Annotated in this window: 17 protein-coding genes; 8 read left to right on the forward strand and 9 right to left on the reverse strand. The window is 42.1% G+C overall.

Translation table 11 applies throughout. The annotated features are described in order from the left end of the window. Positions 1–146: 146 nt before the first annotated feature. Entirely contained in the window at positions 147–722 is a 576-nt protein-coding gene (locus tag MHO82_RS15655; protein WP_239185109.1) for a VOC family protein, read from the forward strand. A 206-nt stretch (positions 723–928) separates the two neighbouring features. Beyond that, complete coding sequence (locus tag MHO82_RS15660) at positions 929–1,552, forward strand: transporter substrate-binding domain-containing protein (protein ID WP_239185111.1); 624 nt, start codon at positions 929–931, stop codon at positions 1,550–1,552. 60 nt (positions 1,553–1,612) lie between these two features. Here the strand turns inward: MHO82_RS15660 and MHO82_RS15665 are convergent, their stop codons facing one another. Continuing rightward, on the reverse strand, positions 1,613–2,146 hold the full coding sequence (locus MHO82_RS15665) for a dihydrofolate reductase family protein (RefSeq protein WP_239185113.1): 534 nt from the start codon (positions 2,144–2,146) through the stop codon (positions 1,613–1,615). Between the two features lie 99 nt (positions 2,147–2,245). Here MHO82_RS15665 and MHO82_RS15670 point away from each other — a divergent pair, with 99 nt between their 5' ends. Both MHO82_RS15670 and MHO82_RS15675 read left to right on the forward strand, forming a co-directional pair. Then, positions 2,246–2,812, forward strand: coding sequence for a helix-turn-helix domain-containing protein (locus MHO82_RS15670; protein ID WP_239185115.1), 567 nt, complete (start codon positions 2,246–2,248; stop codon positions 2,810–2,812). A 97-nt stretch (positions 2,813–2,909) separates the two neighbouring features. Further along, positions 2,910–3,341: a hypothetical protein gene (locus MHO82_RS15675; protein WP_239185117.1), complete on the forward strand. Its 432-nt coding sequence runs from the start codon at positions 2,910–2,912 to the stop codon at positions 3,339–3,341. Here the strand turns inward: MHO82_RS15675 and MHO82_RS15680 are convergent. From MHO82_RS15680 to MHO82_RS15690, 3 genes are all read right to left on the reverse strand, one after another. Next, a complete protein-coding gene (locus MHO82_RS15680) occupies positions 3,338–4,840 on the reverse strand; it encodes an SgrR family transcriptional regulator (protein ID WP_239185119.1) in 1,503 nt (500 codons plus the stop codon). The two genes, MHO82_RS15675 and MHO82_RS15680, sit on opposite strands and share 4 nt — an antisense overlap. 8 nt (positions 4,841–4,848) lie before the next feature. Continuing rightward, positions 4,849–5,850: a Gfo/Idh/MocA family oxidoreductase gene (locus MHO82_RS15685; RefSeq protein ID WP_239185121.1), complete on the reverse strand. Its 1,002-nt coding sequence runs from the start codon at positions 5,848–5,850 to the stop codon at positions 4,849–4,851. 128 nt (positions 5,851–5,978) lie between these two features. Next, positions 5,979–6,878, reverse strand: a complete 900-nt coding sequence (locus tag MHO82_RS15690; protein WP_239185123.1) for a LysR family transcriptional regulator — start codon at positions 6,876–6,878, stop codon at positions 5,979–5,981. Positions 6,879–6,983: 105 nt separating this feature from the next. Between MHO82_RS15690 and MHO82_RS15695 the strand changes: the two genes are divergently transcribed. Then, complete coding sequence (locus MHO82_RS15695; RefSeq protein ID WP_239185125.1) at positions 6,984–8,198, forward strand: MFS transporter; 1,215 nt, start codon at positions 6,984–6,986, stop codon at positions 8,196–8,198. Between the two features lie 165 nt (positions 8,199–8,363). Here MHO82_RS15695 and MHO82_RS15700 read toward each other — a convergent pair whose 3' ends face one another. Further along, positions 8,364–9,152, reverse strand: coding sequence for an HAD hydrolase family protein (locus tag MHO82_RS15700; protein ID WP_239185127.1), 789 nt, complete (start codon positions 9,150–9,152; stop codon positions 8,364–8,366). Between the two features lie 102 nt (positions 9,153–9,254). On the opposite strand from MHO82_RS15700, the gene MHO82_RS15705 reads away from it, so the two are divergent. Further along, positions 9,255–10,082 carry an AraC family transcriptional regulator gene (locus MHO82_RS15705; RefSeq protein WP_239185129.1) on the forward strand — a complete coding sequence of 276 codons (828 nt, stop codon included), beginning with the start codon at positions 9,255–9,257 and terminating at the stop codon, positions 10,080–10,082. A 34-nt stretch (positions 10,083–10,116) separates the two neighbouring features. Here MHO82_RS15705 and MHO82_RS15710 read toward each other — a convergent pair whose 3' ends face one another. Next, entirely contained in the window at positions 10,117–11,157 is a 1,041-nt protein-coding gene (locus MHO82_RS15710; RefSeq protein ID WP_239185131.1) for an oxidoreductase, read from the reverse strand. Between the two features lie 5 nt (positions 11,158–11,162). Next, positions 11,163–11,927, reverse strand: a complete 765-nt coding sequence (locus MHO82_RS15715; protein ID WP_239185133.1) for a DeoR/GlpR family DNA-binding transcription regulator — start codon at positions 11,925–11,927, stop codon at positions 11,163–11,165. Between the two features lie 391 nt (positions 11,928–12,318). Here MHO82_RS15715 and MHO82_RS15720 point away from each other — a divergent pair, with 391 nt between their 5' ends. Continuing rightward, positions 12,319–12,486, forward strand: coding sequence for a hypothetical protein (locus MHO82_RS15720; RefSeq protein WP_239185135.1), 168 nt, complete (start codon positions 12,319–12,321; stop codon positions 12,484–12,486). 134 nt (positions 12,487–12,620) lie between these two features. On the opposite strand, the gene MHO82_RS15725 is transcribed toward MHO82_RS15720, so the two are convergent. Together MHO82_RS15725 and MHO82_RS15730 are read right to left on the reverse strand one after the other, a co-directional pair. Then, positions 12,621–13,121, reverse strand: a complete 501-nt coding sequence (locus MHO82_RS15725) for a GNAT family N-acetyltransferase (RefSeq protein ID WP_239185137.1) — start codon at positions 13,119–13,121, stop codon at positions 12,621–12,623. A gap of 83 nt (positions 13,122–13,204) precedes the next feature. Further along, positions 13,205–13,786, reverse strand: a complete 582-nt coding sequence (locus tag MHO82_RS15730; RefSeq protein WP_239185191.1) for a TetR/AcrR family transcriptional regulator — start codon at positions 13,784–13,786, stop codon at positions 13,205–13,207. Between the two features lie 133 nt (positions 13,787–13,919). On the opposite strand from MHO82_RS15730, the gene MHO82_RS15735 reads away from it, so the two are divergent. Then, positions 13,920–14,963, forward strand: coding sequence for an alkene reductase (locus tag MHO82_RS15735; protein WP_239185139.1), 1,044 nt, complete (start codon positions 13,920–13,922; stop codon positions 14,961–14,963). Positions 14,964–15,024 lie beyond the last annotated feature (61 nt).

Consider the following 15,024-nt stretch of genomic DNA (forward strand, 5'->3'; position numbering starts at 1 on the left):
CAAAATACCCCTTTCTTTCAGTTAAATAAAAACCCAACAAGGCTTCAAAGTTTCACCTTAACAGCTTGTATGTGTTGCACAAAATGATCAAATTGAGAAGTTAAACATGTTCATTAAATACACAATGCTAGCTGATAAAGGAATAGATGATGACGATAAAAAGCTTAGGCCACATTAATATCGTGGTAGACAATATTGAAGAAGCCTCCCAGTATTACCAATCTCTTTTAAAGGCTTCCCCACAGCAAAAGTTCCCACACTTTAAAAACATCGGCTTTTCTAAATCAGCAGGGTTTATGGCTGAGCCTGAAAACGTAGAAGTATGCATTGAGTTTTTACAGATTGACCAAAGTGATATTTTTATTGAGCTAATGGAATACCATCATCCTCAGGGGAACCGCTCAGCCGTAGATAAAAAAGCGAATACGATTGGGGGCGTCGGGCACATCTGTTTAAGAGTGGAAGACATTGATTCTGAGTTTCACCGAATCAAACATCACCCCGACGTTACGCTCATTTCTCTGCATGATGATTACCGCCCGTATCAAATTTCTAGCATCGAGCAAGGAGAGTTTTTCTTTTATGACGAAAGGCTAGAAAACGACGAACAAGAGAAACAAGCGGTGTGTGACATTATTGGCAAGATCAAATATTTCTATTTTATTGATAAATATGGCCTGCAATGGGAATTTGAAGAAGGCCATTCTGATATCGGCTCTTAGACACATTAAAGCCTAAAGTCACTTTTTAACGCTTTAGGCTATTTCTAATCCGTTTTTTCAGTGGGCTGTTGGTATAGATCATTCTATAAGCCTATATTAAAGAGTGTACCCTATGAATGATGTATTGCATGTTTATTAAGCACTTGTCCCAATGTATCTCTCTCTTCTTTCTCATTGGAAGTGGTTATTCATACTCAGGGTATAACATGCATTTCTTTTTACCGGACTTCCCGCCATACACAAGCGTTGATACAGCAGGGCACAATATCGGTATTGGCTTAGACAAAGTAACCCCCATTTTAGAATCCATAGGGGTCAACTACACCATCAAGATCGGTTCAAATCACGGGAGGGCATTGGCAGAGCTGCGGAGCGGAAGATCTGACGGCTTTTTCATGGCATCAAAAAATGATGAACGAGATAAGTACGCGGTTTTTTCTGAATCCGTCATGACCAATAGGTGGGTGTGGGTTGTATTAAAAAGCAAACATGACAGCACCTCCCCCACGGTTGAATCGGAGTATATTGTCGCCAGTTTACTCAATACAAATACCAACAGGTGGTTAGAAAGATCTGGCTTTAAAATGACTCGCCCAGCAGAAAAAATAGAATCTCTGATTAGAAGGTTAGATACGCAAGAGATTGATGCAGTCTTGGTGGCAGAAGAGGTGTTCCATCATCACTTTAAACACAATCCCAACTACAAAACTATCCTTCAGGAAGAAAAGAAATTTGGCCTCTACATATCGAAAACGTTCCTCAAACAGCACCCTCTGTTCATGGATAAGCTCAATAACGCCATACGAGCCAGTTATTTAAACAAGCACTGAAGTTTCGATAATGAACTGTACTTCCTACTCTTATTCCATACCACAGCTCTAGATAAGCGATTACCTTTCACGAATGAAGTGATTTTGCACGATACAATCTAACATCGGTTTTGATTGACTATGTTTAAATTTAAGCGGCTCAGACAATTCACCAAACAACGAAATACCGCCACCAAGCAGCACAGGGATCGTCGTGATAATGAGTTCATCAATCAAGTCTTGTTTCAGAAAGTTTTGTATGGTGACGCCCCCATCGATATAAAGGTTCTTAAACCCCTTTTCATTCAATTCTTTCACAATGGCGTTGAGCTCTCCATTCACTAAAAAGACCTTATCTTCATAGCCAGCAGGCACCGATGTCATGGTATTGCTGAGCACAAACACAGGTTTGCTGTATGGCCAGTCACAATCGAAACTGAGCACCTTTTCTAATGTATTACGCCCCATCACCAAAGCATCGATGCGGCTCATGAACTGGCTAAAACCCAGATCGGAGCCATCAGGGTTTGGGATGTCATGTAACCAGTCAATGTTGTTGTGCTTGTCGGCAATGTAACCATCAAGGCTGGTTGCGATATAAACAATATTGGACATTAGATTGCTCCTAATCGGTTAACCTTGGCAAAGGTGCTATTTAATTATAAAATATTTCTACACTGTAGAATTTAATAACTAGTCTAGCGAGTATTTGAAATGAGTGTCAAGGAAAAGAAACGAGGGCGTCCTGCCGGAAAGCATGGCTCACTCAGCCAGTGCATCATCATCGAGCAAGCAAAATCTTTAATGTTAAACAATGGCAAAGCACCGAGTATCAGGCAGTTATCTTCTTCGCTGAATGTCGATGCCATGGCGATCTACCATTATTTCAAAAATAAAGATGCCTTACTGGAAGCCATCACAACATCATTAATTGGTGATATATACGAGCCTAAAAAAAGCGACGATTGGAAGAAAGAGTTAGAACGCCTATGCCACAGCTACTTACAGCTTCTTAACCAATATTCGGATTTACTAGAAACACTACTGTCAATGACATCGGCAGGGCCAGCTATTGTCTTCCAAAAACGATTCAATGACGTTGTCTATTCACTCAACTTAGATAAAGAGAGTGCCGACAACGCCCTCGCTCTGCTGGTGGATTATTTACATGGTTTTGCGCTCGCGATGAAGTGCAATAAACAAGAAGGCCAATTGCAAGTAGACATGATTGCAGGCCCACTGAATTTGTACTGTCACGCAATACAAATAGGCCCTAAGTAAACGCACCAGCTAGGCTAGTACGATTTTTTATTTTATCGTTTAATTTTGAACAATGTTCATATAAAATTTTCGATAGAAAAAGGTATAAGGGAACATCATGTCCGTACAACAATATAAAGCCGCCTTATCACAAGCGCTAAACCAACCACTACATAGAAAGCCAGAACTGAGCTTTTCTTCGCCCAATGCCGTTTTACAAGAGCGTTTCTTCCAACTGCTGACAAAACAAAAAATCCCCGTGACTCAAACCCCACAGGGCACACTCTCTGTTTCTGCTCGTTATGAACGCGTGTGGGCCGAATTGCTCGATCAAGCCATTACCACTTATCTTGGCCCTCGATATTATGCGTTTTCTGACACCGATGAAGCTTACTGCCAAGCCGCCCGCTCTTTCATTGCATCAAAAGGAATATGCTGGCTCGAAACCATAGAATCGGAAGACGTGTTCTTTTTATTGGCGGAGCGACATTGGCACACCATGAATAAATTCTACCAAAACTGGGAAAACAGTGTTCATGTTCGAGACTAATGGTCTGAAATCCATATTTTATTGAGCTCGCACCAACCATATCCGTTAACTTGAACTCCTTTTATCTTTTCAGAGGCGTCCAACGTAAACGCTTCCTGTTTTAGCTCTGTTACCACACCTTGTTCACACAACCAACGTCGTAACTCAGCTAAACGGGCTTCCGCTTTACTAAAATCCCTTTCGCTACGAATACGCACTAAAGACTCTTCAATCGTTCTCAAGATTGAAGAGTCTAGGTTATGTTTTTCGTATGGATAATGAGATAAAAAGTGCAACCAAGCGCTAAACGCATCACTTTCTTCAATAATACTGCATAACGTGATGTCTTCAGACTGGCTGTGATCTCCATAATCAACCAAGGTGCCTTGATCGCCCACCGCCGATAATTGACTAAACAACTTTTTACACTCTGCGGTATCTTCAAATGTAAAATGGTGCGGGCTATTGAGTGAGTTGGATGACAACGGGTTTTGGATCATTAAAAAAGTCGCCCGTTTAACGCTATGGTAAGCGTGGGTAAGTTCTGGCACTTCAAGGACGAGCTTATTTTGGGCGCACGCCTTATTTTCCGCCCACTCTGGGTACACCCAAAGCTCTACTCGTTCGAGAATAGCTACATTAAGCGGATAATAAATATTACGGTTTAGCCGCAGCATTTTCGTTGAAAAAATATCCAGCATGAAGGGGCCAGAGCCAACCAATCTACACGATGAAGCCGAGGAAGTGACTTGAAAAACAGACGCCTCGGTTCTCGCCAGCAATCTCGGTAAATGCCAATCTGCTAGGTGTAACCTAACTTCAATGACCTCATCAGAAATAGCGATAACCTCATTGATATGCCGATAGCTCGAACGCCAGTACGTATTCTCAACCAGTGCATTCAAACAACGCGCAACGTCTTGTGCTTTCAGTGTAGTGCCATCATGAAATCGCACCTCACTTCTAATTTGAAAAAGCCAAACGGTGGCGTCTTCATTCGGCTGCCAGTGATAGGCTAAATCCCCCGTGACACGGCCTTGCTCTATGGCGGTTAAACGCTGACAAATTTGTGTCACTAAAAAACGCTCTGTGCGCCTTCTTACCTTATGCACCTGTAATGCTTCTAGCTCACGGTGAAAAGGAAGAAAGGCAATACGTCGAATTGACTGGTTGGAATAAGCCAAAAACGATTGAAACTCACGGCTGGCATCCCGACCGCCAAAGCTGAGTGTATTTAGTAACTGCTCCACTTTGCCTTCATCTGCCAACACTCTAGCTACTTCGTAACATGCATCCATGGGCTCAACTCGGCAGGTCAGCAGGGCTTTTTTATGCCTGCCAGAGCTTGCTTGCCATTCAATCCACCCTGCGGAAACCATGTTTTTTATTAAGGTTTGTACATGCCGCTCACTGACGTGCAGAAGCGACGCCAACTGACCGATTTGGCAGGCCGAATCGCCGGGGCCATAGGCTTGAAAAAGTTGTTCGTATATTTCGAGCTTCCGCTTAATGTTTGCCATTCAACACCCTATTCCGTCAGGTGACCATACCCTGCGTTAATTAGCCCTTGTTCCATCGTAGTCAGAACCTGAGCCGTCACTTCCGGTAACAGTAAATCAGAGTGCTTTTTTCCTTCAAGAATAAGTTGCGAAACATGATCGATTTCAAACTCAAACCCATTTCCTTTCACTGCACAGTCAATGGTAAAACGCTTGCCCTGATGTTCAATATCGATCACATCTGGGTTCCACCATTTATCTTGGATCCTAATGGTTAATTGATCCCCACGCAGTATCGCGGTACGAGGCAGGTTTTGAACAATCGATGCTGATATCTTGCCGTTTATTTTTCCTGAAAACCGGAAACACGCATCGGTATCCACGTTCGATTCGGCATACAAGCTCGACATCTCCACCGAAGGCTCCGGCGCATCAACACCAAATGTTTGACACAAATCGTAATACAACCACAGTCCATAAACGCCCACATCCAATGTCGCTCCACCCGACAAGTTCGGATTAAATATAAAAAGCTCCGGGTCATAGTCATGCTCATTGCCAAAGCTAGCTTCAATGGACGTCAGTTGAAGCTTGTTGGTCAACAAATACGATTTCAGCGCCAAATAAGCGGGGAACGTCATGGTTTTCATCGCTTCCAGTAACATTACCCCATTTCGTTTCGCCAACGCTCTCATGGTTAACCAATCATTGAGGTTTGTAAACGCGGGCTTTTCCACTAAAACATGTTTTTTGTGGCTTAAAAACAGCTCGGCCAAGGGTTGATGGTAAGGGTGAACCGTCGCAATATAAACGGCATCGACATTGGGATCTTTCGCCATCTCTTCATAGCTGCCATAGCTAATACCACACCCAAACTCTTCACCAAAGGCCAACGCTCGGGATGCATCTCGGGCCGCAACGGCATACAGCTCACCTTGCTCACTATAACCATTTAACGCTGCAGAAAACCGCTTAGCGATATTCCCTAACCCCGCGATACCCCATCTTACTTTCGGCTTTTCCTGACTCATGACATTTCCTAGTAAACTGTGTTGCACCAGTGTACCCAGAGACGATTGATTTAAATATGGAACAGATGAGCCCGTTAGTTCATGGTTTTATGATATACACTTCCTAAGCTCTGTGATTATGCCGTATTTCAACCACGCTCAATTAGGCTATTTTGCAGGTATTCAATAAACGCAGAGACTTTTTTGGCTAAGTGCTTGCGTCCGGCATAAAATGCATAAAACACTAAATCTTCAGGATCAGCTTCCAGCACTATCGATTGCAATGTCCCTTCTTGTAATTCCTGAAGACAATATTCCTCTGGCAAGATCGCAAAACCAAGCCCCGCAAGTGCTGCCGACTTTGCCATGTTGCCACTGTTCACTTTAAATGAAGAACTCACATTATGCTTAATAAGTTGGCCATGTGAGCCTTTGAAAACCCATGGTGCGCCATTTAACGCTGTAAGACTGCTAATACAAGGCACCTTATTCAAATCCACCAACCGGAACAAAGGATCATGCTGTTGAATTAAGCTTGGCGACGCCACAACAACGCTTTTCCAACGAGTGATCTCTTTTGCTACCCAGCCACTGTCCGCCAGTTTTCCACGGTTGTAACCCAAAATCACATCAAAGCCATCCAGCAAATCCTCTTTTGGGCTCAAACTCGTTTCGCAGCATAACGAAACAGAAGGGTGCTCAACACAAAATGACACCACAATATCAGAGAGAAGAGGAACATCGGGCATTAATAACTTCAGCTGCCCGGTTACCTCTTTCGAATGCTGACTAATGTCTTCAAAAGCATCATTTAGTGCCGTTAGCAACCTCAGTGTGGATGCATAAAGCTTTTCTCCCGCTTCAGTGGGGGCAATGCGGCGCGTCGTTCTTTCTAATAGCCGAGTATTAAGCTTCTCTTCCAACAAAGCCACGTGACGGCTCACGTTTGACGTCGGTAAATTCAGGTGCTCTGCCGCTTTTTTAAAACTGTTGTGTTCATAAACACAGTGAAAACTTTTAAGCCACTGCTGATCGATTTGGTCAATCATTTATTATCCCAAAATGTTGGATAGTTAAGCCAAAAAACCACACTTTATTGCTAATTTTCAGTTTATACAATGAGTGCTTTTAGAATAGTCAACCAGGGCCTCACTATGCTCGCTTTACTCTCTTCGTTACAACAAACCTCTCGTTACAATGAATTTGTTTGCTTCATTATTTACTTTATTGTCGCCCTTGATGCTCTCATTATTGTGCCTTTTAGCTCGGCAATGGCTATAACAGCTGGCGCTTCAGTATCACAGGCAGGTTACTTATCTTCCGCTTATGCTTTAGCCGCCGCCATCACTAGCCTTATCATCAAAGGCTCAACAAACCCTTGGGATGAAAAAAAGAAAATAAGGTATGCCCTTGTCGGCATCGCTGTCGTGACGCTAGGTACATCATTAATTAATGATTTTTATTGGTTGCTTGTTGCTCGCGTTCTTACTGGCATTTTTGGTGGAGCATTGGCGGTAATGACCCTGAACTACCTTATTTTAATTTCGGGTGAAAAGAGGAAGAAGAAAAATACCGCAATACTATTAAGTGCGTTTCCTCTTGCACTGGCTGTTGGTGTACCAAGCCTTATTATGCTTTCTTCGACATCAGGCTGGCAGTTTGGCTTTCAGCTGCTAGGGCTGGCGTTGGTGGGAGTACTTTGCCTCTTTTCGGCTTCACTCTTCGCTTCTTCAAAATCATTAAACGCCCCTATTCCCAAGTCTAATCACCAACCTTCAACCACAGAAGCGGTGACAAACTACAAAGAATTATTGATTGCCATTACACTCATTTTTACTGCTATCCTCAGTACGTTTTTCGTATCTACTCAATACCCAGTTATGTTGATCGTGAACCTTAATACCCCTCATCCTCTGCTGAGCCTCAGTTATGCATTAAGCGGCTTGGGCTCCTTTATCGCAGTACAAAGCTATGCAAGAACATCGGTGGGCGAGCTTACGGTCAGCAGGTTAATTGGGACTCTCTCATTAGTCATGGCGATTGCCGTCGGCGTAGGGTTTAATACCCTAAATATCAACATGGCTACGCTGGCTTTTATCACCTTTATTATTGTGAGCTCTACACGCACGCTAATTCTGATCACAGAGCTTATCAGCATCCTCACTCCGCAAACTCGTATGAAAGTGATCCGATTACAAAGTGCACTCCAACATTGTGCTGTGGGGCTTGGTGGCGCGCTAGGTAGCGTACTTGTCACTACCCAATCAAACTCAACCCTTGATTTTACAAAAATGATTTATGCCGCTGTCATTTTAATTCTGTGTGTTCCCTTGTTATGGCACATAAAAGGATACAATAGACAAAGTTAGTAAGGATAAAACCACTCTATCAACCCTGCTAAATGTAGTACAAGAGCGTGTCAGTGAAAACCGCTGACACGTAGAGTAACAGCTCATTTTTTCTTCATTAGCATAAAATATCTCAACCTATACCTTCCACGATTAACAGCTAGAGAAAAACAAGTTTCGAAATTTTCATCGGCATTGCAAAGGGGTTTCTAATAATTTTTGATGTAAACTTCTAATTCCTTCTTCCAGAACTACAAATAGATCATCCATGCTGCAATAATAATCAGCACAGGAAAACATAGAACGACAACCAACAAAAATAGACACTTCAGATTTTCTTAACATTTCAAAATCATTGAAATCATTACCCGATGAAAGTGATGATTGAAAGTTAACACCTAGTTTTTTTAGTGCCTCTGCTTTATTTATCTTCATCGGTGTAATATCAAAAAATTGATCTTTGGTATGAGTGTGAAGGTTCGCTGACACTCCTCTAAGTAATAAAGACTCTTTTAAAAAATCCTGACACACTCGATCAAGCACTAAAATTTTAGTGATTCCTAAATTCATATTTTCATTTTCACTGACTTCTAGAGAAGACAAAGATCTGAGGTAATCATGAAACGCATGTGGTATTTCTGAAACAGAATAATGCCAATCACTGTCAAGTATATACGGAACTCTTAACTCTTTAAGAAGGGATATGATTTGTACAGCTTCTCCCTTAGGTATTTGGTAAGAATACACAAAGCTATTATTTTTCCATACCTGACCACCATTACAGCCAATAAAGGTAGCGTGGTGCAAATCACTTGGGATTAAAGGGAGCATATCGCGAACGGGCCGAGCAGACGCAAAAATAATATTATAATCGTTAGAAAAATCACAAAGCCTGCGTGTTCCTGCCTGACTTAGCTTTTCACCATTACTAATTATCGTCCCATCTAAATCAAAAATTAAATTAATATTATCCATTATTTATCTTTCCTTAAAATACATATCTGTTAAGACTAATTTTATCTATGCCTCATGCTAGAATTAGCCGCTATAGCTCAACTAATGGATGTTTTGGTTCAAATGAGTAAAGTCCAGCTTATTCGGTTTTCACCTAACCACTCTGTACGTGTCCATCATTTACAAAATCGACCACCTATTTTTGACTGGCACGCACACGATTGCTACGAGCTAATCATGCTCATAGGTAGTTCAGGTACTCGATTTATTGGTAACGATGTTTCAGAAAGTAAAACGAATGAATTAATCCTCATCCCTCCTCTTGTCTCGCACACCTGGGACACTGAATCTCAAGCTGAGGACGTTGTTGTGGTGCTATTTAGCCACGAATTTTTAAATTCAAGTGTGCCAGAATTTTCTCAGTTGTTTGATTGGCTGCGTGGGCTAAGACAGAACGTGTCGCTGAACTTAGAACATAACCTTCATGAACACGCCTATATTAATCCTTTGAGAAAATTGAAAGATAGCCCGCCATTAGAGAGAGTCATTATTCTGTTATCTTTACTCAGCCAGCTTCAAAGCGACTGTAGGGAAAATTCAGCAATTATAGATCACGCGCCTCAATCGAAAATATCCAAACTTATGGCGTACTTGGAAGGGAATAATGAGAAATCACTCACTCATTGTGCTGAAACAATGAATATGAGCACCTCAACACTCAAGCGTTGGCTGAAGAAAGACGTAAATACAACCTTCACGGAATTGTATCGACATACTAGGCTCAAAAAAGCTCAAAATTTACTGGCATGCACACAAGTCACCATACCCATAGTGGCCGAACAGAGTGGCTTCAGTAGTGTTCGTGCTTTTAATGAAGCATTCAAAGCCACTTTCAACACCACACCTGTAAAATATCGAGCTCAGTATAAATGGAGAAAAGAACGGGCCTAAAAGTAAGGCCCAGATAATAGAATTGACTCGTCGTTTATTTATTAACCGATAGTGTTTTACCTAAACGGCTGCTTTCCATCGCAAGTTCAATCAGCTTAATATTCCAAAGTGCTTCTTCTGCCTTAACAGGAGGCGACGAATTAAATCGAACAGCTTGAACCACTTCTTGGAAGTACTTCTGATAGCTGCCACTTTCAGTCACAACAGTTTCGTCCCCTTCCTCGCAATAAAAATGACCGTACTGATCGGGGCTTTCATCGGCCCATTTTTCTTTATTCGGCAGTGTGCCAGCAATCAGGCATCCCTCTTGTGGATCCATACCATACTTTTCATAACTGCCACCAGTGCCCTTTACACTAAAGCGTTTATTGGGGCCCGCACTGAAAAGGTCACCGTGCAACGTCACTAATAGATTTGGGTAATGCATCACCACATGAAAGTAATCCACGTTAATTGACCCTTCTCGCATCATTTCGCACTGAGCCGTAATCGCATCGGGCACACCAAATAACACCAAAGCTTGATCAAGTAAGTGGGAGCCTAAATCAAACAAAATCCCACCGCCATTTGTCGTCTGCTCACGCCAGCGTTGGCGAACTTTAGGACGAAAACGATCAAAGTGAGATTCAAAGTGTTTCAAGTCACCAAACCTTTTTTCTTCAATCATTTTTTTAACAGTTAGAAAATCCCCATCCCAGCGTCGATTGTGATACACACTGAGCACCAACTTTTTCTCCGCCGCTAAGGTAATCAAGGCTTCACCATCCGCGACATTAGTGACAAATGGTTTTTCTAAGATGACGTGCTTCCCGTTTTTTAAGGCTTTTTGGGCTAAATCAAAATGCACGTCGTTAGGAGCGGTAATAATCACAAGCTCTGCATCTGAGTTTACGATCAACTCATCAGCTGAAGCATAATGCTGTGCACTAGGCCAATCTCTCATAACCGCATCATGGTTACTCGTACTAATTGCTGCTAACTCAAACTCCGGCAAAGAGCTGACAAATGGAATATGGAATGTTTTCGCTGAAAAACCGTAACCGATAACGGCTGTTTTGATAGGAGTAAAAGCCATGTTATCTAACTCTCTCTTGGTTGATTGGTGACGATAAGGTGGATGTCGTTTGATTCGATAATGTCACGAAGTGGTGAAGACGGCCGCTGATCTGTCACTATGATGTCTACTTTTTCCATCTCACATACTTTAAAAAAGTGCTGCTGACCAAACTTGCTACTATCACAAACTAACACAACCAATTGCGCCTGCTCGATCATCGCCTGTTTCATCGATGCCTCTTCTTCACTGGTCGTCGACAAACCATGTTCAGATAATGCACATACCCCAATAAAGGCTTTATTTAATCGATACTGAGATAGTTGTTGAATGGCAGTTGCCCCCAGCATGGCACGATGAAAACCATTGAACTTTCCCCCAACAAAATGCAAATCAATACCCTGTTTTTGCGATAAAGACGTTAAGCAATCCACAGCATTAGTGACGACAGTCAGTGGCGGCGTAAGGTAAGACGCCATTGCCGATAACGTCGTCCCCGTATCCATTAAAATATAGTCATGGGGCTCAACTAAGCTTGCCGCTACTCGTCCAATATCTAATTTAACTTGGCTGATCGACTTTTGATGATACGCCTTTGAGTCAGGCGACACTGGAACACAAATAGCCCCGCCACGAACTCTCTGCACACCGGGTTGCTGTGTGAGTTTAACCAAATCACGTCGTGCTGAATCTCGGGATATCCCATATCGTTCACACACTTCAGATAATGTAATTTTCTTCTGCTCTAGCAACCAACTTTGCATAGAAATGAGTCGTTCATCTTGTGTCATTAACTTAAAAAAACTTACTTTCAATTAAGGCATTAAGTGATTGTAAGTTATTATTGTGATAATTACACGAATATTACGAACTTAAATTCCAAGAAACTTTGCACAAAATGTGGGGAAATCGACCATAAAAATGTAAGAAATACAATTACAACCCATGGTCACCACTCTTACAGGGATCCCCCCTTAAGTGGTATATCTGTGAACCACATCGCAGTTCACCTCTTTTTGGCTATCAATCGCACATATATGCAATTAATTTCATTAGTGTGAAATATTTAAGATAAAAATGCCTGAGGTAAGCTCATGCGGTTTAAAGCTTTGTTGCATGGAAGGCGTTGATAACACAAGCGAGCAAGTAAGCTCACAATATTCCCCCTTAAGGAGATCAACAATGGCAAAAGTTTCAAAAGAGAAAAAAGCACTAAAAGAAGTGAAAGCACCGAAAGTTTCAAAAGAAGTAAAATCAATTAAGAAAGAGATTAAAGCTAGAGAAGCTAAACTTGCTAAACAAGAAGACAAGCTTAAAAAGCTAAAAAAAGCACTTAAAAAAGCAGCCTAGCTCTCTGCATTAACGCTTTTCGTCTTCTCCCCCTACGCTAATAGAGCGAGGGGGAGAAAAATACGTCTGCATACATCACTCACCGTAAAGCAAACGTAGCCACAGACTTGATATTAAAACTGCTAAGCTCACTTTTATAAAAATTTTTCTATCAACACTTCATCGATATATTGCCCACCAATTTTGGCATGCTTCTTCGCTTTTCCGACTACTGCAAAACCTTGTTTCAAATACGTTTTCAAAGCATTGTCATTATCATCACGTACATAGGCAAACAGCTTTTCATAGCCTTGATTTTTTGCCGCCTCAAAGGTTGCCTCAAACAGGCTCGACGCAATACCTTGCCTGCGGTATTGACTATCTACATAAGTACCAATAATACCAACATGATCAAAAGCGCGTGTATAGCAGGCAAAAGGTTCCACATTTTGAAAACCAACCACGCACGAGTTTTCAGTGTTTAACGCAACATTAAACACGCCTCGTTCAGGAAAGTTCTGAATAAATTGCTCTTCTTCTTCGACAGAGAAGAGAGTATCAAGAATCGTGAAACGTCCACCTTCAATAATCGGGTTCAGTACATTCACGATGCCTTGAGCATCTTCTTTTTGTGCTTTTCTAACGATCAATTTCATGCTGTTTCATTTTATTTATCGTGGTACAAAAACGGTGGTGTGAGATGCCCCACTCGATCACTTAATCCTACACAACCACCTTCTTACGCGCATAAATCTCGATATAGCTGATCAGCCAATTGCTGCAAGGTTTTCGCTTCTGGATGGGTATGAGCAAAAGTTCTTAAACCATAAATTCCCATCACCAAAAAACGTGCTAAGTCCTCACTTTCTCTCACTGTTACCAATTCACCAGATTGTTTTGCTTGCTCAAATTTATCCGTTAAAGCTTGCTGCCAGTTGGCTAAATTTGCGGTGATAATGTTTTGTACTTCATCATCTTGCTGCGCCATTTCATTTAAAGCTTTTGTCAGTAAGCAGGCTTTTGCTGCATCCCCGCTAACACACTCACAAACAATGTTATCAAGATAGTTTTTTAGCTCAGTTAAGACAGGTTTTGCCCCAGAAAAGAATCCCTCAAACTCTGCATTTCGATCTTGTTTGTATTGCTCTAATGCTGCCAATAATAACCCACGTTTATTATCAAAAGCACAGTAAATAGAGCCGGGGTGCAATCCGGTGGCTTTCGTTAAATCTTGCATACTGGTTTTTGCATATCCCTTATGCATAAAAGCCGTCATGGCGGACCTTAAAACGGTTTCTCTATCAAACTCTGCGTTTCTCATTAGTGGCTTACTCATTTGCTATCTCTTTTTTTATTGTACTCAATTTTGAATATCTGTTCAAAATAGTACTTGAATGATCGTTCAAATAAGTGCATCTTAATATTGAACAAACATTCAAATAAGAGATCTGAGCATGACAACGAACCTACTGCAACCTTACGAGCTGAATAACACCATCACTTTAAACAACCGTATCTTAATGGCCCCACTCACTCGCTGCATGGCGGATGATAATCTGGTGCCAACCCAAGCCATGGCTGATTATTATGGTCGTAGGGCAGAGGCTGGTTTGATCATTTCAGAAGCCATATTGATCCGACAAGATGGTCAGGGTTACCCAAATACACCAGGGTTATTTACACCAGAACAAATTACAGGCTGGCGTAAAGTGACCGATGCCGTGCATAACAATGGCGGTAAAATTTTTGCTCAAATATGGCATACAGGCCGTGTCTCTCACCCACACTTTTTCGGTGGTGGTGATGTTTTGGCACCTTCGGCAGTAAAAGTAGATGGCTCAGTACCTCGTATGCGTGAACTAAGCTACCAAGTTCCAAAACCGCTGACTCATGAAGAAATCGCACAGCTTGTTCAAGACTTTTCTCAAACAGCCGCGAACGCCATCGATGCAGGATTTGATGGGGTGGAGATCCATGGAGCCAATGGCTACCTGATCGATCAATTCCTACACCACGACAGTAACCACCGAACCGATGAATACGGTGGAAGTGAACAGAATATGGCCCGTTTTGCTCTTGAAGTCGTCGATGCTGTCGTCGATCGCATTGGCAACGACAGAACAGCGCTTCGTGTTAGCCCTGGAGCCTATGTGAACATGGAAGGTGATGAGCGTGACAGAGGCGTATTTGATCACCTACTAACTGAATTGGAAAAACGCGACTTGGCATTCCTCCATATCGGTATTTTTGATGACAGCTTAGAATTTGATTACCTCGGTGGTACTGCATCTAGCTATGTTCGTGCAAACTATAACAACACACTGGTAGGAGTAGGCGGCTACACCGCTGAAACGGGCAGTGACGCCATCGAAACAAACAAGTTTGATTTGCTGGCAATAGGCCGCCCGTTCATTGCTAATCCAGACTACATCGCCAAAGTTAGAGAAGGCAAAGAACTAGTAAATTACTCAGATGAGATGCTGGCAAGCTTAGTGTAACCCATCTGTCTGAGGTATTTCGTTGCTACAGGCCAAGGCTTGAAACTCGTTCAAACCTTGG

It is taken from the genome of Vibrio sp. Of7-15 (assembly GCF_022347565.1).
Lineage (GTDB): Bacteria > Pseudomonadota > Gammaproteobacteria > Enterobacterales > Vibrionaceae > NORP241.